Source organism: Brucella pituitosa (assembly GCF_003049685.1).
In the GTDB taxonomy this organism is placed as follows: domain Bacteria; phylum Pseudomonadota; class Alphaproteobacteria; order Rhizobiales; family Rhizobiaceae; genus Brucella; species Brucella pituitosa.
In genome coordinates this window covers 107,376-126,514 of record NZ_PYSY02000003.1, presented here as the reverse complement: position 1 = coordinate 126,514, position 19,139 = coordinate 107,376, and the positions used below count along the sequence as shown (strand labels likewise).

Genomic DNA, 19,139 nt, shown 5'->3' with positions numbered 1-19,139 from the left:
CCGTTATTTGTCCAGATTGGTCAGCTTTGCTGCGATGGTCGTATCGATGACATCAAGATCATGCTGATCGAGTCTGATTGTCCCAGCCTTTGCATTTTCCAGTGCCTGTGCCGGATTACGCGCTCCGCATAAAGCAAATGTCACGCCTGGTTGTGTTAGCGTCCAGGCAATAACGATTTGCGCAATGCTTGCCTGATGCCTGTCGGCTACAGCCTGAACGCCTTCAACAAAAGAACTTATTTTCAGTCGGTTAGCTTTTGAAAACCGAGGATTATCTTTGCGCTGATCATCCCCCGAGAAAGTCCGCTCCGCATCCATTGTTCCAGCAAGCAGACCAAGCGCTAGCGATGAATAACTCAGGGTTGAAACATTGTTTGCCTGCGTCAACGGCAAAAGCTCTGTTTCAATCTCCCTGTCTATCATGCTGAATTTTTCCTGTATTGCATCCAGAAAACCGGTTGCCATATAGACCTTCAGCTCATCTGCATTGACATTGCTGGCACCAATTGAGCGGATTTTTCCGGCTGTACGTAAGTCCTCAAGCGCACGCATGGTTTCTTCAATCGGAGTGGTGGGGTCTTGCCAGTGGGTGATATAGAGGTCGATATAGTCTGTATTGAGACGCCTCAGGCTTTCCTCCACCTCATGCATAATCGCATCTCGTCCGAGATAGCGATGTACAGACTGGGTGCCCTGATCAAAAAAATACTGACCTCTTTGTGTATGCCATACGAGACCGCATTTGGTTGCGATGATAGCCTTATCGCGCCGCCCCTTGAGTGCCTTGCCGACAATCTCTTCAGAGCGGCCAAGTCCGTAAGCGGGAGCGGTGTCAAGGAGTGTCACCCCGGTATCAAGCGAGGACTGAATGGCGGCGATTGACTCCTGCTCATCTGTGCCACCCCACATCCAGCCACCAATCGCCCAGGTTCCCAGCCCGACAGCAGATGCTTCCACACCCGATTTTCCAATTGCGCGTGTTAATTGTGTGTGGCTCATCCCCGTGCCCCTTCTGCATCTGCTATGTCAAGAATACGTTGTCCCGTCGCCTCATCTGTAATCAGCACATCAAGATGATTGCCGCGCAGGATGCTCAAGATCGGCCAAGCTTTGTTTGGCCCGCTTGCTAAACCGATTTTTGTTGGTATGGATTTGAATTCTTCTAGCTTCAGCGACACCAATGAATCATTGAGACTATAACCGCAGACACGGCCATGATCGTCCAGCAGGTGTGCGAGAAGTTCGCTGCGTGCGCCTGAGCGTTCAATCGCGTCTCGATCCATGCTGGAAGATGGATGCAGATCGTAATAACTCGAATCGTCAGTCAAAATGGACCCAATACCAACGACGGCAATGTTCGCTTCCTTCGCACGGCTGAAAACATCTGCGACCGAGCGCATGTTTATCAGCATTGTGCATTCGGCAGGACTGTCTGCAAAGAGTGGCGCATGGATTTGATAAGCGCGACCACCGAGCTTCTCAGCCATAAGCGTCGAGACGTGGTTCACATCGGTATAGTGTTTGCCCTGTACGCATCCGGTCAGCGGGATAACGTCAACATCAAAGCGACGAGGTGCCTGCAAGCCTGCAACGACTGCGCTCACTCCTTTGCCGCCGGTGATGCAGATCGTATCGCCATCAGCGATTTCTTCGATCAACAGACGCGCGGCTGCTTCACCTACTGCCTGAAGTGCCGTCTGCGGGTTGTCCGAAACAGTTGGAACTACGATAGCGCGCTGAATTCCGCCTAACGCCAATAAGCGCTCTTCCATATCAACCAGTGGTTCAATGGGGGAAGTGATTTTAATTTCCACTAACCCTAATTGACGCCCACGTTTGATCAAGCGATTGACTGTTGGCTGTGAAATGCCGAGCCGTTCCGCGATCTGTGCTTGTGTCAGTCCTTCCAGAAAATGCAGGACCAAAGCCTGATGCATCTGGCGTGCAATTACAATTTCTTCGCGTGGCGCAGTGACAGTTTTGGGCTTCATCCGTACAATACTCATGATCAAGCCGCCTTTCGCTTATGTAGAAAATGGTCAATCGAAACGGCAGCGAGAAGAATGCAGCCTTTTATCATGTCCTGCCAATAGACAGACACGTTGAGCAATACCAGTGAACTTGTGACCAATGAGAGTAATGCGATACCAAGGATCGCACCAAGAATGGTTCCCGAGCCACCATTGAGCGATGCACCACCTATGACGGCTGCTGCAATGATATTGAGTTCCATGCCAACACCAAAAGTAGGGGTGGCGGCACCGAAACGCGACATGTAGATAACACCGGCAACACCAGCAAGCGTTGAGCAAAGTACGGTGACCCAGAATTTGACTTGTTTGGTTTTAATGCCGGAATACAAAGCGGCTTTCTCATTGCTGCCCGTGTAAAAGACCTTGCGAAAGGCCGCTGCACGACGCAGTAGAAAATCAAACAACACAACAATCATCACGAAAATCAGGATGACATAGGGCACTCCATAAAAGTTGCCCTGTCCGATCATTTTAAAGGTTGGAGGTAGAGTGAATAGTGAAAGCGGTGTACCTTTGGTGATGATCAGACATAGGCCACGAACAATTACCATTGCGGCCAGTGATGTGATGAAATGATTGAGCCCCACAACTGTTACGAACAATCCCATCACACAGCCGATCAACCCACTGGCAAAAATACCGATGAGAGATGCACTCCATGGGTCTAATCCAGCAAGAAACAATGTTCCCGACAGCACCATTGCGAAACAGACGACCGAACCAACTGAAAGATCAATGCCGCCAACAATCAGTAGTATTGTCATGCCTACAACGACAATGCCTTCGACTGAAAAACTCATCAACATGGCGCGGAAGTTGCCAAAGGTGAGGAAATGAGGCGATACGAAACTCATGGCAATGCAAAGAACGAGAATGATCGCGATCAAACCCGCCTCGCGCATTGAGCCAAGGCGTTTCCACGGTAAACTGCGTTGATTGTTTGCCGGCATCGTATCTACTGTCATTTGACTGTCCCCTATTGTCTTTTTACGCGGCATGTTCTGTTGCATGCAGTGTTTTTTCCTCTTTCAGACCCGATGCGAGCCGGATAATGGCTTCTTCCGTCATTTCATCTGCACTCAGCTCGCCAGCCACGGTTCCCTCGCGAATAACCAGGACGCGATCACACAGTCCCAACAGCTCTGGGAGTTCAGATGAAATGACAATAATTCCGATGCCAGAGCTCGCCAGCTCACGAAGCAGCAAATGGATTTCTGACTTTGCGCCGACATCAATGCCGCGCGTGGGCTCATCCATTAAAATCACTTTCGGACGAACCGCGAGTTGCTTTGCTATTGCTACTTTTTGCTGGTTGCCGCCGCTTAACGCGGAGACAGGCATATCCACATCACTCATTCTTACATTGAGGTGTTTTGAGAAATCTTTCGCTAACTGTTTTTCACTCTTTGCGTCAATCAAACCAAATCGGGTGGTCAAGGATGCAAGGTTCAAAACTGAAATATTCTGCGCAATTGAGAGATCGAGAAAGATGCCGGAACCCTTCCGGTCTTCGGACAAATATACAATCCCAGCTTTCACCGCGTCGGCATATTGTCGTATTTCCCGCAGTTGATCATTCAGGCGGATTTCCCCCTGGGTAGTGGCGCGCAAACCACAAATACCTTCAGCAATTTCCGTTCTGCCCGAGCCAATCAAACCACCAATGCCCAGGATTTCTCCATGCATGAGGTCAAAGCTCACATCGTCACAGATACTACGTATTGATAACAATGGTTTGGTTGAACGCTCAGCGGGATTTTGCTTTGCGGGGTAGAGCTGAGTAATTTCACGTCCCACCATCAGCCGCACGATATCATCGGCAGTGATGTCTGCTATGTTTTCGGTTGAAACAAAGCAACCGTCGCGCAGAACTGTTACCCGATCACAGAGACTGAATATTTCGGCCATGCGATGGCTGATATAGATGATGGAAATACCTTGTGCTTTCAATTCGCGGATAATGCCAAACAGGATACGCGTCTCTGCTTCCGTTAATGCCGCTGTAGGCTCGTCAAAGATCAGAATCCGGCAATCCAGCGTCAGCGCTTTAGCGATTTCAACCAGTTGTTGACTGGAAATCGCAAGATCGCCAACTTTCCGCCGAACATCGATCGGCGCAAGTCGGTCCATGGTATTCTGTGCTTCATGCTCCAATTTGCGATAGTTCATCAGTAACGAACGCTGACGATTGGTTGCTGCCATAAAAATATTTTCAGCAACACTTGCATCAGGGCACAGTGCAATTTCCTGATGCACGAGACCGATGCCAAGTGCCTGTGCTACAGTGGGTGAAGTAATTTTTACGGATACATTGTCGATCAGAATTTCGCCGTCGTCAGGCTGCAGAATACCGGCAATGATATTCATCAAGGTTGATTTGCCAGCGCCATTCTCTCCGCACACTGCATGAATTTCGCCTTTTTCCAAGGCAAAGCTCATGTTCGTCAGTGCCTTTACCGGACCAAACTGTTTGGTGACAGAGCAGATTTTTAAGACTGGCTTCAACGTCAACTTGTCTCACTCCCTGAATAGATCGTTAGTTCTGAGACATGATTTAGAGAGATATTTCTATCCACTCTAAATCATTGCCACTCACATCCTCAGAAAACCAAACTCGTATGACTTACTCTTCTATACCTTTTGTACCGCGGCGTTTGAGATACTTATCCCAATAAAAATCATCGGCATTGGTGGCAGTAACGATGGACAATCCATTGTCCACGAAAGGAATACTCATGGGGTTGGAGCCAGCGCGTTTTGCATCATTCATTGGATCAATCAGCTCAGGGTGCTTGGCAAACCAAAGCATCAAAAAGCCCATGTAACCCTGCATGCCCTGATTAGGGTTGATCGAACCAAAGACTTCACCAGCTTTGATCATATCAAGAATATTCGCATTCACGTCGGCACACATGACAAGAACTTTGCCACCGCTTTCCTTGTTGGCTTGTGCAGCACCAATGGCCGAATTCGCTTCAGGCATGAACACAGCATTCAGATTAGGGTTGGCCTGAATAATACTCATCAGGGCCTGATAAGCTTTGGTCGGATCCTGATTTGATGCTGCTCTCCCAACCAGTTTCATGTCCGGCCATTTTTCCTTCATCCGCGCAGTAAATGCTGCCACGCGCTTATCGTGATTATCCTGACCAGGATTTTCAAGCACCGCATATTCGCCTTTGCCGCCCAGCTTTTCCGCAATCGCATCAGCGGCATAAGTGCCTTCACGTGTATTGTCGGATGTGATGAACGAAACCCGCTTGGAAAGTGGTGAATCTGCTGCGAATGTAACCACTGCTGTTCCCTGATCAACCGCACGATTGATAGGTTCGATGAATGGATCTGAATTCATTGGGTGCACAAGAATGCCAGCCGGGTTTTGGGCTAAGGCTTGATCGAAACTGGCGATCTGCTTGTTAACATCATATTCCGGGGTGCCAGTGTAGGCGGTCTCACAACCAAATTGCTGACCGGCTTGTTTGAACATTTCATAGACCGGGAACCAATATTCAACCCCGGACACCATCACGTTCATCACGTATTTTTCCCCCGGTTTGCAATGAAACGGATTTTCCGTTTCAGCATGCGCGGCAAATGAGAGAAGTGTAGAGGCAAGAACTGTTAGTGCTGTCGTACTCAGAAATTTGCGCAAGATTCAGAGGTGGTTCGGTTTGTCTGAACAGTTTCGGGCGTTTCGTTAAGTGGATTTCCGCCGCGATTATGCCGCCACCATCATTGGTGTCAGCGCGTTGAAGTAGACCTGATCCGGCGTCTGCCGGTCAAGGGATGAATGTGGGCGTCGGCTATTGTAAAAGGTCAGATATCGACCGATGCCGACGCGGGCCTCAGACACGGTCTTGTAGGCGTGGAGATAAACCTCCTCATATTTGATCGACCGCCAGAGCCGCTCGACGAAGACATTGTCCCGCCACGCGCCCTTGCCATCCATCGAGATGGCGACTTCCGCCTTCTTCAGCACGGTGGTGAAGTCAATGGACGTGAACTGCGATCCCTGATCTGTGTTGAAGATATCCGGCTTGCCATAGCGGGCCAGCGCTTCCTCAACCGCTTCGATGCAGAAGGCCGCTTCCATCGTGATCGACAGTCGCCACGATAAAACCTTGCGGCTGAACCAGTCCACGACGGCGCAGAGATAGACAAAACCACGCGCCATGGGGATATAGGTCAGATCCATTGCCCACACCTGGTTGGGCCGGGTGACCGCCAGCTTGCGCAGGAGATAGGGATAGATTTTGTGCCCTGGCGCTGGCTTCGAGGTGTTCGGGCGGCGATAGATTGCCTCAATGCCCATCTTTTTCATCAGCGTTGCGATATGAAGCCGCCCAGTTTCCAGCCCTTCTCCTCTCAAAAGCCCTTGCAACATCCGACTTCCGGCAAAAGGGTAGTCGAGATGCAGTTCGTCGATCCGCCGCATCAAAGCCAGATCGCTGTCCGACACTGATCGTGGAGAATAGTAGACGCTGCTACGGCTGAAGCCGAGAAGCCGGGCCTGCCTTGCAACCGACAGCTTGTGCGCGCGGTCAATCATTTTTTTCCGCCCAGCAATCCCGCCTTGCCGAGCGCACCGGACAAAAAATCGTTCTCCAGCGTCAGTTCGCCGATTTTGGCATGAAGCGTTTTGACATCAACGGTTGGCCCTGTCGGTTCCGCCTTGTTCTCATCACCGAAAACGCCGGTCGCCCCCTCAAGGAGCTGGTCTTTCCACTGCTTAATCTGGTTGGCATGCACGTCGAACTGCTGGGACAATTCCACCAGTGTCTGCTCGCCTCGAATGGCGGCAAGCGCCACCTTTGCCTTGAAAGCCGGGCTGTGGTTCCGGCGTGGTCGTCTCGTCATGGTATCTCCTGTTCTCGGCATCTAAGCCGAAGTCAGGCAGAAATTCCACTTATCTCCGCTGTCCAGATTTCCCGAACCACCTCTCAATGGAGAAGATGCCGGATCGACCGGCAGTCTACGCTATGGATACATCGATTTAGGCGGTCTTCGCATTGGGCTTGATCAGTCTGCTTTTATCTCTTTTGTTGGTTATCTGGGCGATGTTTATAATGATGATGTGATCCTAGCCGGCGGCTATCGTACCGGACTTATCAGTTATACCTATTCTGGCGGTAACGGCGTATCGGCAATCCTGTCGCTGGAACAGGGTAATAACAAGGATACTGATAGCAAATATGGCTATGACGGTACCATTAAGGATTACACTCCGCATGTTGTCGGTGGATTAAAATATGCCCAAGACTGGGGTTCGGTGATTGCCGTTGCTGCCTATGATGCGCGTAACGAGGAATGGGCGGGTAAGCTACGTGGTAATCTCAATATCACGGATCGACTTTCACTGTGGGTGATGGGTGGCTACAAGTCCAACAAAGACACCTATATGGACGTCAAAGATGATAGTGGTCAGGTTGCCGGCCAAGTGCGTGCGATCAATAGTTTTTACGGTCAATGGGGCGGCGATTGGGCTGCATGGGGCGGGGCGGCCTATAAGGCAACTGACAAGACAATCTTAAATGCTGAACTCGCCTATGATGGTACGAAGACTTTTTATGCAACCGCTAACGTCGCCTATGAAATGGTCCCCGGTTTCACCATCAACCCGGAAGTGTCTTATGTGCGGTGGCGCGATCATAAATCTGTCCAGAATGGTACAGATGCCTGGCAGGGCTTGATAATGTTCCAGCGGACTTTTTGAGGTAGAAATCAGCATCTGATGAGGTGCTTTCTGCTGATAGGTTTGTGACTATTAGAGCGCCGATCTGATTCAATCAAATCGGCGCTCTCAAATTTCGGTATTTTCTCGCGCTTTAGGCAAGAAAATACTTTCGTCGATGGCTTTGCGCTGAACAGCGCATTCCCGCGCCAGAAAGTCGATCAGTGTGCGCACCGAAGGCAGCAGGCCACGCCGGGATGGAAATACCGCATGGACGATGCCTGCGGCCGGGCGCCATTCGGGCAGGACAGGCACCAATGTACCTGCGGCAAGGTCCCGCCAGATCATCATGGTCGGTAGCTGTACGATCCCGGCACCGTCGAGCGCTGCATCGCGCAAGGCCGCCATATCGTCAGTCAGGAAGCGGGGGCGGTGGGGAATGACGGCCTGCTCGCCATTGTGCTTCTCAAGCCGCCATTCATAGTTGTGAGAGGCTGATGTCCATGCAAGGCTTGGCAGCCCCACGAGATCTGCCGGTGTGGTCACAGGTTCATTGAGGAAGCCGGGCCGTGCAACCAGATATTGCGAACTGTCGTCCAGTTTACGCATCAGAAGATCGGTTTGCTCCAGTGGCGGAAACCGTACGCGGATGGAAACATCGAAACGTTCGCCGATCACGTCAACACGGCGGTTGGTGCTTTCCAGATGCAGGTCCACCTTCGGATAGGCTGTGAGAAACTTGGCAAACAACGCCCCGAACTGGAATGAAATCAGCGCGGTCGGACAGCTTAACCGAACCACACCTTGCGGCTCGTCGCGATGCTGCGCAATGAAAGCAGTGGCAGCCTCGGCTTCGACCAGAACTGCCAGACAGCGGCGGTAATATTCACGCCCGATATCGGTGACGGAAAAATGGCGCGACGAGCGCTGGATCAGGCGGACGCCCAACCGTTCCTCCAGAATCGCGATACGGCGGCTCAGTTTCGATTTTTGCAGGCCTATGGCGCGGCCTGCCTGCGCGAAGCCGCCATGATCAACCACCTGCACAAAGTAATAAAGGTCGTTCAGGTCTTCCATCGTTCCATTAATAGAACGCAGCGTCGATTTTGACAATCTTTTGCGCTTTTCGTCGCTGAGATAGCTTTCTCTCATTCCACCAACGCCAAACGTTACACGAATATACGGGTGGTGATCTATCCTCTGACTTCCTGAAAGGAAATGTCGATGACCAAGCCATATGTACGCCTCAACAAGGATGATGTTGCTGTTCTTCTCGTCGATCACCAGACTGGCCTGCTGTCGCTGGTACGGGATTTCGACCCGGACAAATTCAAGAACAATGTGCTGGCGCTCGCCGATCTCGCCAAGTATTTCAAGCTGCCGACTGTTCTGACCACCAGTTTTGAAAACGGCCCGAATGGCCCGTTGGTGCCGGAGCTGAAGGAAACATTCCCCGATGCGCCCTATATCGCTCGCCCCGGCCAGATCAACGCCTGGGACAATGAGGAATTCGTCAAGGCGGTGAAGGCTACCGGCAAGAAGCAACTGCTCATCGCTGGTGTTGTGACCGAAGTCTGCGTGGCTTTCCCGGCATTGTCCGCTATCGAAGCCGGTTTTGACGTCTTTGTCGTCACCGACGCGTCGGGCACCTTCAATGAAGTAACCCGTCATTCGGCATGGGACCGCATGAGTGCAGCCGGTGCGCAGCTGATGACCTGGTTCGGCGTTGCCTGTGAACTGCACCGCGACTGGCGCAACGATATCGAAGGTCTGGGCACGCTGTTTGCCAACCACATTCCAGATTATCGCAACCTGATCACCAGCTACAACACGATGACGTCCGGCAAATAAGCCGCCGCGACAATTCCGGTAAGCGAGCTTTGCTTGTCGGTTGGAACGTTGCAATAGAACGCCGGGTACATAGCCCGGCGTTTTTGCTTTTCTAAATGATTACACTTCAGAGGCGGTTATTGCTTCGCGAAGAACAGAGCGTAGCCAGGCAACTGCCGGATGCGCCCCGAAAGTATTGTGCGACAGCATGTTGATCTGCGTGGCTGGCAGCGGATAGGGCGCATCATGCAGCACGAGACCGTAAGTATCTTTGTACGTTTCCGCGACACTGCGCGGTAACAGGGCGATCATATTGGTCGCCGCGACAAGCGGTGGTACGGCAAGAATGAGGGACGTCGTTGCACCGATGCGGCGTGACAGGCCGGCTTCTCGCAGCAGCCCCTCAAGAAATAGCGGATTGCTGGTTACAAATGCACGTTCAAGGCCTTCCTGCTCTTGCATACCGGCAGCTTCCATTGCTGCGCGGCCTGACAATAGGATGTCAATGTGCGGATAATTCCCAAGTGTTTCAATCGTCAGCGGTCCAGAAGAAGCCGGATGGCCCTTGCGCATGATCCAGACATTATCGACGGATACGAGCAGTTCCCGCCTGAAACGGCTGGGAACACGCCCGAAGGCCCCAACAACGAGATGCAGCGTTCCGCGATCCAGCTCTTCGACCAGATTGAGATCGTTAAACAACCGCAACCAAAGTCGGATGCCCGGCGCTTCACTTTCAAGCCGCTCCATGACAGCTGGGAAGAGGGTGCTGATATAAAAATCGGAAGTGGCAACCACGAAGCTCATATCTGCTGTGGCGGGATCGAACTGAACTGGTGAAAGTGCTGCCGATATGTCGGCAAGGGCCGCACGCAGCGGCTGTGATAGCTCTTCGGCGCGTGGCGTTGGATGCATACCCTGCGGACCGCGCACGAACAGTTCGTCAGACAGAATATATCGTAATTTTCCAAGTGCGTGACTGACTGCCGACTGGGTGAGATTGAGCCTCTCCCCGGCCTTGGTCACGTTCCGCTCTTCCATCAAAGCGTTGAAGACGCGGATCAGATTAAGATCGATATTATGAATTCTGCTCATGATTCAGATTATAACAAATCATTTCAATCATGAAAGGGGGCGTACCATATTCGCTCCATCAAACGGCTTTGATTTTCACAAGCCAAAACAAAGTTTCAAGGAGACAGAAAATGAAAAAGATCGCTTTTGCTATTACCGCAATTGTTCTCAGTACCGGTGCTGCTCTGGCTGAAAACCCATTCGTCGGTCAGCCCGAAGCCATGGCTGAACAGGACAAGGCATTTGTTCTGCCCGGACGGGATGTGAACTTTCCTGTTCGCAAGCTCGACTTCACCAGCACGGCGGCGATCACCCCTGCAACACAGGTGAAGGAAGACGGTTCGGCTCATCGCTTTGGTGATGCTTCACCTTCCAGCTTCCAGAACTAACCAGATCCGACTTGCCGTGAAACTGAAGGCGAAGCCGCGGCTTCGCCTTTTGCTTCTCACAGTCGGATATCGATTCAGACAATCAACTTAGGAACTGCGTGTTATGAACAAGCCAGTTGTTCTCTTTCAGCAGCCAGCTCCAGTCACGGATAAGTCGGAGCCCGCTAAAGCAGCAGGAAAGTCCCGTCGCCGGGCCTATCTCAGTCTTGCGCGCGCGTCCGTGATTGTTGCCGGGATCGGTTTGGCCATTGTTATACCGCTTGGCTGGGGAAGCTGGGTGGCGGGCATGACCAGCCAGACGACCGACAATGCCTATCTGCGCGCCGACACAACGCCGGTCAGCGCTGAGGTTAGCGGGCGTATTGTGCGCCTGCTGGTAGGGGATTACCAGCACGTCAAGACCGGACAATTGCTGATGGAGATCGATCCGACCCAGTATCAGGCACAGGTGGATCAGGCCAAGGCAAGCGTAGCCGCCGCACAGGCCACAATCCGCAATGAGCAGAGCAACATCACCTTGCAGCAGCGTGTTATCGAGAAGGCGGATGCGGGTCTCGCGGCGCTCAATGCCGATCGCGAGCGCGTCGTAAGCGAAGGTCGCCGCCAGACATCTCTGACGAAAGACGGCTGGTCGACGGCGCAAAAGCTGGAAGCCGCGATTGCCGACGTCAAACGCATTGAAGCGCAGATTGCCGAAAAGCAGGCCGAAATAGCAGCCGAACGCCAGAAACTGGACGTTCTGGCAAGCCAATCCGATCAGGCGCAGGCTGAACTGTCCAATCAGCAGGCTGCATTGCGGCTCGCGCAGATCGATCTGGATCGTACCCGCATTTTAGCACCGATGGATGGCGTTGTGGGTGTCAGCGGCGCGCGCGAAGGACAATATGTGCGGGCCGGGTCGCAGCTCGTTTCCGTCGTGCCGGTCTCTAAGCTTTATGTCGTCGCCAATTTCAAGGAAACGCAGCTGGCCAAGTTCAGGCCGGGACAGCTTGTCAGTGTGACGGTCGATACATTCCCGGGCAAGGAGCTGCGCGGTCATGTCGAGCGGCTGTCACCGGCAACGGGATCGGAATTCAGCCTGCTGCCGCCGGACAATGCGACCGGCAACTTCACCAAAGTGGCCCAGCGTGTCGGCGTGCGTATCGCACTTGAACACAATGATGAACTCGGCGGTCTGCTTCGCCCAGGCATGTCAGTGGTGGCAACCGTGCATACAGACCAGAGCATCGAGACGACAGCCAGTCTCATCAAATAGCTAATTAGGCCGCTTGCCGCGAAACTTCGTTTGAGACGGCAGGCGGCAGGAGCCGAAAAGCCATGTCCACCGCTACGATCGTTCAAGGTTCTACCCGATCGCACTCCACAAACCTACCCAACATGCGGGCTCTGATCGGCGTTGCCGCTGTCCTGCTCGGCACGACGACATCCCTGTTGAACTCGCGTCTCACCGATATCGGGCTTGCCGATATTCGTGGAGCGCTTGGCGTCAGCATGGATGAGGCGAGCTGGTTGACGACGGCTTATGTCGTCGCAGAAGTGGCAGCCATACCATCCGCCGTCTGGCTACGCTCGATCCTCTCGCCCGCTCGCGGGGTTATGATCGGAGCGCTTATTTTCACGATTGCATCGATGCTGGCGCCGTTCAGCCCCAATCTCCAAACCCTGATCAGCATTCAGGCGGTACGCGGCCTGAGTGCAGGTATCCTGATGCCGATGGCTTATGCCGTGATCATGCGGCATCTGCCACAGCATTTGCGGCTCTATGGCTTGTCGCTTTATGCGCTGGCTTCGTCACTGACGCCAAATCTTGCTGTCAGCATCGAGGGATGGGTGATTACTCACTTGTCTTGGCAATATCTGTTCTGGATCAACATTATACCCGGCAGTCTTACGCTGCTGGCGGGAGCCTACGGGCTTGCCAACGATCCTATCAAATTCCTGCGTTTCCGCAGACATGACGGTTTCGGTCTGCTGGCACTGTCTTTCGGGCTGGCTGCATTGGTTACGGCACTCGATCAGGGCAACCGCCTCGACTGGCTCGGATCGGGATTGATCGTGGGTCTGCTGGCGTCGGCCTTGTTCTTTCTGAGCATTTATCTCATCCATGCATTGTGGCATCCAGATCCGGTGGTCAGTCCGCGTCTGCTTGCCAGACGGAATATTGGCTTCAGTCTGTTCCTGATGTTCGCCATGCGCATCGGGTTGATGACCTCTGCTTATCTGCTGCCGCAATACCTGATCCGTATTCAGGGCTATCGCGCGCTGGAAAGCGGCACGATGTTCTGGGTCTCTGTTCTGCCGCAGATCGTTCTGACGCCATTCGTTGCCTGGCTGGCCTACAGGATGGATCCGCGCAGTCTGGCAGCATTCGGGCTGATGCTGTTCGGCGCAGGCGTTCTCATGCTGTCCGATCTCACGCATCTATGGACGTCGGATCAGATATTGCCTTCGCTGTTCGTGCAATCCATTGCTGCGCCATTCACCGCCATACCCTTAATGGTTCTGATAACGGAAGACATCAGCGTCAGGGAAATACCGTGGATTGCGTCCCTTGTTCATATCGTTCGTACGGTTGGCACAGCCATTGGCCTTGCTGCGGTCAGCACATTTACACGCATGCAGGAGCAGCTGCACTCCAATCTGCTTGGCCTGCATCTGGAACGGGGTGCTGCGGACGTGCAGGGTCGCATCGACCGAACCGCAGCCATGCTGGAAGCTCATAACAGCGATCCGACGACGGTGACTGCCCAAGCCACGGCCATGCTCGCCAGAACCGTTCAACGGGAGGCTTTCGTGTTGGCCTACAGCGACATGTTCGTGATGATCGGTCTTGCCATTGCTCTTGCAGCGCTCGTAACACTCTTCATGCGCCGACCACCGCTCCCGGGAAAATTCCTGTGATACCGGCTGTATCTGCTGCAGTTCCCGCTTCAACGCAAGCAACCGTCCTATTTATAGGACATTGAGTACCGAAATCCGAACTACACAGCGTTGCGCCCCACAGCTACTTACAAAGGCATCGAAGCGATCACTGTATTCACGCTTCACGGCTAAATCTCGACAAGGAAATGGACATGAGAAAGTTCGTACTGCCACTCTTAGCCTCGTTGCTGTCAGTCTCGGCTGCCCAGGCTGCGGATTACAAACTGGACCCAACACACACAAAAGCTGTTTTCTATATTGATCACTTCAATACATCGACAAACAGCGGCGGTTTCTATGAAATCAACGGCGATATCTCGTTCGATCCTGAAACGATGGATGGGAAGATGGATATCTCAATTCCCGTAAAGACGCTGAATACAGGCATGGCCGCATTTGACAAGCACGTGACAGGTGCCGACATGCTGGACGCGGAAAAGTTCCCAACCATTGAGTTCAAGTCGACCAAATGGAATTTTGACGAAAACAAGCTGGTATCGGTGGATGGCGATCTGACCATGAAGGGAAAGACACTGCCAATCCAACTCACGGCCACCAAGTTCGGTTGTTACCAGAGCCCGATCTTCAAGGCAGAAGTCTGTGGTGGCGATTTTGAAGCAACTATCGATCGCACCCAATGGGGCGTGGACTTCCTTGTAAAGGAAGGCATGGCCAAGATGGTCAAGCTTGAGATTCAGGCTGAGGCTATCAAGCAGTAAATCAACTGCTCTGATGACGCATATAGTTCTTCGTCCCCATATGACAGCCAGCGAGCCAAACGGCTCGCGTGGCCATGGGGACAATTTAGTGTCGATCAACCCGCCGCTTTAAACGCCGCGTCGTCGTTTCAGCTGAGGAGCAGTTTGACGAGCAGCGGAACAACGAGTGATGTTGCAATAGCGTTCAGCGCCATGGCAATTCCGGCGAAGAGGCCAGCCGTCTCATCGACATCGAAAGCACGTGCAGTTCCAATACCGTGCGACGTTAGCCCCACCGCAAATCCACGTGCGGCGTAGTCCCTTATCCGCATGGCATTCATGAAAGGGGTGACGACAAGTGCGCCGATGATACCGGTAAGCACGACCAACACCGCGGTTAGCGATGGTGTGCCGCCAAGTGTGGAAGAGATCGCCATGGCAACCCCAGCAGTTGCGGATTTTGGCAGAAAAGAAATCAGCACTTCATTGGAGAGATTGGCCCATTTGCCCATCACCACAATGGAAAGAACCGCAAAGAACGAACCGACGACGAGCGCTGCTCCCATTGGGATGAGCGCTTGCCGCACCTGATGCCATTGGCGAAACAGAGGCACGGCGATAGCGACAGTTGCTGGACCAAGCAGGAAGTGGATAAACTGGGCTCCCTCAAAGAACCTTCCATAGGGAACATCGAAGATCACAAGCAGGCTGGAAAGCAGCACGATGGAAATCAGTACAGGATTGGCCAATGGATGGCGCTTCAATCGAACGGAAATCTGCGTTGCCACGATCCATGCACATAATGTGAGAGTGAGCCACAGCAGTGGCGATGCTGAAAGGTAAACCCAGAGTTCCAGCGGATGTTTCATAACGCTACCTCTGCCCCATGAAGCGTTGCACAAGAATGAAGGTCCAGACCGTCACCGCCAATGTGAGAATTGCCGAGATCACCACGATAGCCAGAATTGCCGTGGCTTGCCCCTGAATCTGGCCCCACATAGCCACCACTCCGACGCCGGCCGGGACAAAAAGCAGGCCGAGATTACTGAGAAAGCCATCGGCCGCCGTTTCAGCTTCGGTAAAGACACCCCAGTCGAATATTTTGCACAGTTGCATGGCAACGAACAGAAGCACGAGCCCCACAACGGGGCCCGGTATGGGGAGCCCGCTCATGAAGATAAAGCTTTCGCCAAGCAGCTGAAACAACAATAGCAGCGCTATACCCTTGATCATAAAAGCTTCATCTCCGGTTCAAATCTCAAGAGCCAAGGTAACCGACCGGCCGTCCTGCCGTCTATACCGTCGGCAGTGATAGTGTTTCTGATTTGTATGATCATATGCCCGTCGAGCGGGTCCATATCGAGGGCACTTTCAGGATACCGGGTTTCGATAATGTGCCTTCTTGCATGCCAACAGGTAGTACCAATATTATACTCAGTTACTAAGATATACTGCCGACCAAGATTGTCGGCATAGGCCTTAAGGAGAGAATAACATGGAATTGGGCGTATATAGTTTCGGGGATGTGCAGAAGAACACCGCCACTGGCGAGCTCGGCTCTACGGCAGATGCAATGCGCAACCTGCTCGAAGCGATCCAACTTGCTGATGAGGTGGGTCTCGATTATTTTGGTATCGGCGAGCATCATACACGCGAGATGCCAGCTTCGGCTGCGACGGTCATTCTGGGTGCAGCAGCATCGACGACGACAAACATTAAACTTGGTAGTGCGGTCACAGTGCTCAGCACCGATGACCCGGTGCGTGTTTATCAGCAGTTTGCTACGGTGGACGCATTGTCGAAAGGACGTGCCGAAATTACGGCTGGCAGAGGGTCCTCAACAGAATCCTTTCCGCTTTTCGGACATGATCTCAACAACTATGACGAGCTTTATGCCGAAAAACTTGAACTGCTTTTGAAGATCAACGAAAGCGAAAAAGTTACCTGGCAGGGTAAATTTCGTCCGGCGCTAAACGATGCACTTGTTGTGCCACGCCCGGATAGAGGATCGCTGCCGATCTGGCTTGCCACTGGGGGTAATCCGCACTCGTCAGTTCGTGCGGGCCTGCTTGGCCTGCCGATTTCCTACGCTATTATCGGCGGTCAGGCGTCGCGATTTGCACCATTGGCTGATCTTTACCGACGCGCGGCCGCCCAGGCGGAAATCGCACCGGAAAAGGTGAAGGTCTCGGTCGCGAGCCCAGGTTTCATCGGCGAGGATGCAAAGGAAGCCAAGGAGTTTTTCTGGACCCATTGGCATGCCGTCATGGAACAGCTCGGCAAGATCCGAGGCTTCGCGCCGCCGCCACGCTCCCACTATGACAAGGAAGCGAGTGGTGCGGGCGCACTTTTTGCGGGTAGTCCGGAGGAAATAGCCAAGCGTATCGTCGAGTTGCACAAGCATATCGGTCATACACGACAGTTCTTCCAGATGGACGTCGGACAGATGCCACACAAGGCATTCCTGCGTTCAATAGAACTGCTGGGCACCAAGGTGAAGCCGCTCGTCGATGCGGAACTGGGTTCTGGAAAATAAACAGGAACAAACTGAATATGCCAATATCTCAGGTCAAAACCATCGGCATATTGGGTGCGGGCCGTGTCGGCACCGCCATAGCTCGTCGCGCAATTGCGGCGGGCATGAGATGCGATTGGCCTTCCAAAACGCCGGAAGATGTCGCGATTGACGCCACTATGGTGCCCTGTGGCGGAGGTGGTCTCTCGGCAGGAACCGCCTGGCCGTAAGAGCGTCGAATTCTCTTGCTGAAATCCGGACCGTCGAACCGCGGTACTCGATGATACGCGGCGTTCATTGGTCACAGGAAACCGAGGGGTCAAACTCGCCCTGAGCGGTTCGGTATCCCACGCGCTTCTGGTGCCTACACCTGCCGAACTGCTATACGCGATAAACCGATACGGCCTGTCGAAGGTGCTGATTGTCTCTGCTCGCGAGGTCCTGATTGCTATCCGATTGCGGCAAGAACGTTATCGTGGTTGTCTCAGGCGGCAACATTGAACCCGTAGTTTTCAAACAAGCGTTCACACAGACCACACATTGTCGTTTTTGCGATAAATCTTTATTCATGAGGTCAAAATGGTTTCGGTCATTGAAAAATTCGCCACCCTCGCCACCGACAATGCACCAGGGCAGGAAGTCAGGCAAAGCGTAGGTAATATCAACGACCTGATGCGCGGTGATAAAATGTCCGGTCGTCTGGTCGATTTCTCGCACGGCGACGTCGATGCCTTCGCTCTGACGCCAGGCTCGTTCGAGCGGTTTTCGGAGGCGGTTCAGGCCGGTGGTCGTCAAGCCTATACGGAGTATCGCGGTTCGTCTGAAATCCGGGTCGAACTGGCTGGGCGGCTTGCAGCTTTCACCGGTGCGCCGGTTTCTGCTGACGAGGGCCTTATCCTCACTCCGGGGACGCAAGGTGCGTTGTTTCTGGCCGTCGCCTCAACAGTCACTGACGGCGACAAAGTGGCGATTGTGCAGCCGGACTACTTTGCCAATCGCAAGCTTGTCCAGTTTTTCGATGGTCAGGTGATGCCGGTGACGATGAATTATATGAATTCAACTGTCGAGGCAGGTCTGGATCTTTCTCAGCTGCGGGCCGCATTCGAGGCGGGGGCCAAGACTTTCCTATTCTCCAACCCGAACAATCCGACTGGAGCAGTCTATTCCGAATCTGAGATCGACCAGATCGTCGAACTAGCCAAGGAGTTTGACGTTACGATCATTGCTGATCAGCTTTATTCCCGGCTGCGTTATGAAGGCGAATCCTACACTCATATCCGGGCTCGCGGTTTGCAGGCAGAAAAAGTGCTGACCATTATGGGGCCGTCGAAAACGGAATCGCTCAGCGGCTATCGTCTTGGAGTAGCATTTGGCTCTCCAACAATCATCGGTAGAATGGAGAAACTGCAAGCCATCGTTTCTCTGCGCGCGGCAGGCTACAACCAAGCGGTATTCAGGACCTGGTTCAATGAGCCGGAGGGATGGATGGATGAGCGCGTCCGGCTGCATCAGGCGATCAGAGACGACCTGCTCAAGGTGTTCCGTAGTGGTGGCCTTAAGGCACGCACACCGCAAGCTGGAAGCTATTTGTTTCCGACGTTACCAACGCTCTCGGTCGACCTTCAGGATTTCGTCAGACTGCTTCGGCATCAGGCCAGTGTCATCGTCACGCCCGGAACCGAATTCGGGCCCCACACCAGTAGCGTTCGCCTGAACTTCTCACAGGATCATTCGGCCACCGTTGAAGCTGGAAAGCGCATCGTGGAGATGGTCAATCGCTATCGGATCTAGAAAAGCGGCCAATTGTTTGATTGTACTCATCTCTGAATGCCAGCTTGATGTCGAATATGGCTATGCTCTCGTTTTCGAAGCCGAATTGACGAGCAAGCATATCGCCGCTAACAAACACTCGTGTCAAAAATGCTGAATTGTATATCGTACATCTTCTGCCTGCCTGAAATAGCACTTCGGTTCGCTGGAATTCTTTTCTCAAGGGGCATCATGTGG

The 19,139-nt window shown here is 53.0% G+C and carries 18 protein-coding genes and 1 pseudogene; 9 read left to right on the top strand and 10 right to left on the bottom strand.

The window, feature by feature from the left end:
• Positions 1-3 precede the first annotated feature (3 nt).
• The 6 genes from C9380_RS20925 to C9380_RS20895 all read right to left on the bottom strand — a co-directional run bounded on the left by C9380_RS20925 (position 4) and on the right by C9380_RS20895 (position 6,890).
• The gene (locus tag C9380_RS20925; protein ID WP_128094543.1) at positions 4-999 is read right to left on the bottom strand and encodes an aldo/keto reductase; all 996 of its coding nucleotides are present in this window, start codon (positions 997-999) and stop codon (positions 4-6) included.
• Entirely contained in the window at positions 996-2,006 is a 1,011-nt protein-coding gene (locus tag C9380_RS20920) for a sugar-binding transcriptional regulator (protein ID WP_128094542.1), read from the bottom strand. Before C9380_RS20920 ends, C9380_RS20925 begins: the two co-directional genes overlap by 4 nt.
• A 2-nt stretch (positions 2,007-2,008) precedes the next feature.
• Entirely contained in the window at positions 2,009-2,998 is a 990-nt protein-coding gene (locus C9380_RS20915; protein WP_024896646.1) for an ABC transporter permease, read from the bottom strand.
• A gap of 22 nt (positions 2,999-3,020) precedes the next feature.
• Complete coding sequence (locus tag C9380_RS20910; protein ID WP_128094541.1) at positions 3,021-4,544, bottom strand: sugar ABC transporter ATP-binding protein; 1,524 nt, start codon at positions 4,542-4,544, stop codon at positions 3,021-3,023.
• A gap of 112 nt (positions 4,545-4,656) precedes the next feature.
• A complete protein-coding gene (locus C9380_RS20905) occupies positions 4,657-5,685 on the bottom strand; it encodes a substrate-binding domain-containing protein (protein WP_100559888.1) in 1,029 nt (342 codons plus the stop codon).
• Between the two features lie 66 nt (positions 5,686-5,751).
• A protein-coding gene (locus C9380_RS20895; protein ID WP_164844698.1) for an IS3 family transposase occupies positions 5,752-6,890 on the bottom strand; the annotation gives its coding sequence in 2 pieces (ribosomal slippage) (positions 5,752-6,632 and positions 6,632-6,890; 1,140 coding nt in all).
• An 85-nt stretch (positions 6,891-6,975) separates the two neighbouring features.
• Between C9380_RS20895 and C9380_RS20885 the strand changes: the two are divergent.
• Positions 6,976-7,746, top strand: a pseudogene (locus C9380_RS20885) (porin); the annotation flags it as partial.
• An 87-nt stretch (positions 7,747-7,833) separates the two neighbouring features.
• Here C9380_RS20885 and C9380_RS20880 read toward each other — a convergent pair.
• Positions 7,834-8,781 carry a LysR substrate-binding domain-containing protein gene (locus tag C9380_RS20880; protein ID WP_128094827.1) on the bottom strand — a complete coding sequence of 316 codons (948 nt, stop codon included), beginning with the start codon at positions 8,779-8,781 and terminating at the stop codon, positions 7,834-7,836.
• 147 nt (positions 8,782-8,928) lie between these two features.
• Here C9380_RS20880 and ycaC point away from each other — a divergent pair, with 147 nt between their 5' ends.
• Complete coding sequence (gene ycaC, locus C9380_RS20875; protein ID WP_024896652.1) at positions 8,929-9,555, top strand: isochorismate family cysteine hydrolase YcaC; 627 nt, start codon at positions 8,929-8,931, stop codon at positions 9,553-9,555.
• A 99-nt stretch (positions 9,556-9,654) separates the two neighbouring features.
• Here ycaC and C9380_RS20870 read toward each other — a convergent pair whose 3' ends face one another.
• Positions 9,655-10,629: a LysR family transcriptional regulator gene (locus C9380_RS20870; RefSeq protein WP_105535206.1), complete on the bottom strand. Its 975-nt coding sequence runs from the start codon at positions 10,627-10,629 to the stop codon at positions 9,655-9,657.
• A gap of 110 nt (positions 10,630-10,739) precedes the next feature.
• Here C9380_RS20870 and C9380_RS20865 point away from each other — a divergent pair, with 110 nt between their 5' ends.
• The 4 genes from C9380_RS20865 (at position 10,740) to C9380_RS20850 (ending at position 14,638) form a co-directional block, all read left to right on the top strand.
• Positions 10,740-10,997 (top strand): hypothetical protein, encoded by a 258-nt coding sequence (locus C9380_RS20865; RefSeq protein WP_105535205.1) that lies wholly within the window; start codon positions 10,740-10,742, stop codon positions 10,995-10,997.
• 103 nt (positions 10,998-11,100) lie between these two features.
• A complete protein-coding gene (locus C9380_RS20860; RefSeq protein WP_128094538.1) occupies positions 11,101-12,252 on the top strand; it encodes an HlyD family secretion protein in 1,152 nt (383 codons plus the stop codon).
• A gap of 62 nt (positions 12,253-12,314) precedes the next feature.
• Positions 12,315-13,898: a DHA2 family efflux MFS transporter permease subunit gene (locus C9380_RS20855; RefSeq protein ID WP_128094537.1), complete on the top strand. Its 1,584-nt coding sequence runs from the start codon at positions 12,315-12,317 to the stop codon at positions 13,896-13,898.
• A 173-nt stretch (positions 13,899-14,071) separates the two neighbouring features.
• Complete coding sequence (locus tag C9380_RS20850; protein ID WP_071631242.1) at positions 14,072-14,638, top strand: YceI family protein; 567 nt, start codon at positions 14,072-14,074, stop codon at positions 14,636-14,638.
• Between the two features lie 128 nt (positions 14,639-14,766).
• On the opposite strand, the gene C9380_RS20845 is transcribed toward C9380_RS20850, so the two are convergent.
• Positions 14,767-15,486, bottom strand: a complete 720-nt coding sequence (locus C9380_RS20845) for an LrgB family protein (RefSeq protein WP_128094536.1) — start codon at positions 15,484-15,486, stop codon at positions 14,767-14,769.
• Between the two features lie 4 nt (positions 15,487-15,490).
• Positions 15,491-15,850, bottom strand: a complete 360-nt coding sequence (locus C9380_RS20840; RefSeq protein ID WP_128094535.1) for a CidA/LrgA family protein — start codon at positions 15,848-15,850, stop codon at positions 15,491-15,493.
• A gap of 262 nt (positions 15,851-16,112) precedes the next feature.
• Between C9380_RS20840 and C9380_RS20835 the strand changes: the two genes are divergently transcribed.
• The 3 genes from C9380_RS20835 to C9380_RS20820 all read left to right on the top strand — a co-directional run bounded on the left by C9380_RS20835 (position 16,113) and on the right by C9380_RS20820 (position 18,923).
• Positions 16,113-17,153 carry an LLM class flavin-dependent oxidoreductase gene (locus tag C9380_RS20835; RefSeq protein WP_128094534.1) on the top strand — a complete coding sequence of 347 codons (1,041 nt, stop codon included), beginning with the start codon at positions 16,113-16,115 and terminating at the stop codon, positions 17,151-17,153.
• A 17-nt stretch (positions 17,154-17,170) separates the two neighbouring features.
• Positions 17,171-17,362, top strand: a complete 192-nt coding sequence (locus C9380_RS27705; protein WP_247877636.1) for an NAD(P)-binding domain-containing protein — start codon at positions 17,171-17,173, stop codon at positions 17,360-17,362.
• Positions 17,363-17,711: 349 nt separating this feature from the next.
• Entirely contained in the window at positions 17,712-18,923 is a 1,212-nt protein-coding gene (locus C9380_RS20820) for a pyridoxal phosphate-dependent aminotransferase (RefSeq protein WP_128094533.1), read from the top strand.
• The last annotated feature ends 216 nt before the right edge of the window (positions 18,924-19,139 follow it).

Bases quoted from the DNA above. Each gene is read 5' to 3' on its own strand.
- C9380_RS20925 (WP_128094543.1), bottom strand. From the start codon at position 999: ATGAGCCACACACAATTAACACGCGCAATTGGAAAATCGGGTGTGGAA.
- C9380_RS20920 (WP_128094542.1), bottom strand. From the start codon at position 2,006: ATGAGTATTGTACGGATGAAGCCCAAAACTGTCACTGCGCCACGCGAA.
- C9380_RS20915 (WP_024896646.1), bottom strand. From the start codon at position 2,998: ATGACAGTAGATACGATGCCGGCAAACAATCAACGCAGTTTACCGTGG.
- C9380_RS20880 (WP_128094827.1), bottom strand. From the start codon at position 8,781: ATGGAAGACCTGAACGACCTTTATTACTTTGTGCAGGTGGTTGATCAT.
- ycaC (WP_024896652.1), top strand. From the start codon at position 8,929: ATGACCAAGCCATATGTACGCCTCAACAAGGATGATGTTGCTGTTCTT.
- C9380_RS20870 (WP_105535206.1), bottom strand. From the start codon at position 10,629: ATGAGCAGAATTCATAATATCGATCTTAATCTGATCCGCGTCTTCAAC.
- C9380_RS20865 (WP_105535205.1), top strand. From the start codon at position 10,740: ATGAAAAAGATCGCTTTTGCTATTACCGCAATTGTTCTCAGTACCGGT.
- C9380_RS20860 (WP_128094538.1), top strand. From the start codon at position 11,101: ATGAACAAGCCAGTTGTTCTCTTTCAGCAGCCAGCTCCAGTCACGGAT.
- C9380_RS20855 (WP_128094537.1), top strand. From the start codon at position 12,315: ATGTCCACCGCTACGATCGTTCAAGGTTCTACCCGATCGCACTCCACA.
- C9380_RS20850 (WP_071631242.1), top strand. From the start codon at position 14,072: ATGAGAAAGTTCGTACTGCCACTCTTAGCCTCGTTGCTGTCAGTCTCG.
- C9380_RS20845 (WP_128094536.1), bottom strand. From the start codon at position 15,486: ATGAAACATCCGCTGGAACTCTGGGTTTACCTTTCAGCATCGCCACTG.
- C9380_RS20840 (WP_128094535.1), bottom strand. From the start codon at position 15,850: ATGATCAAGGGTATAGCGCTGCTATTGTTGTTTCAGCTGCTTGGCGAA.
- C9380_RS20835 (WP_128094534.1), top strand. From the start codon at position 16,113: ATGGAATTGGGCGTATATAGTTTCGGGGATGTGCAGAAGAACACCGCC.
- C9380_RS27705 (WP_247877636.1), top strand. From the start codon at position 17,171: ATGCCAATATCTCAGGTCAAAACCATCGGCATATTGGGTGCGGGCCGT.
- C9380_RS20820 (WP_128094533.1), top strand. From the start codon at position 17,712: ATGGTTTCGGTCATTGAAAAATTCGCCACCCTCGCCACCGACAATGCA.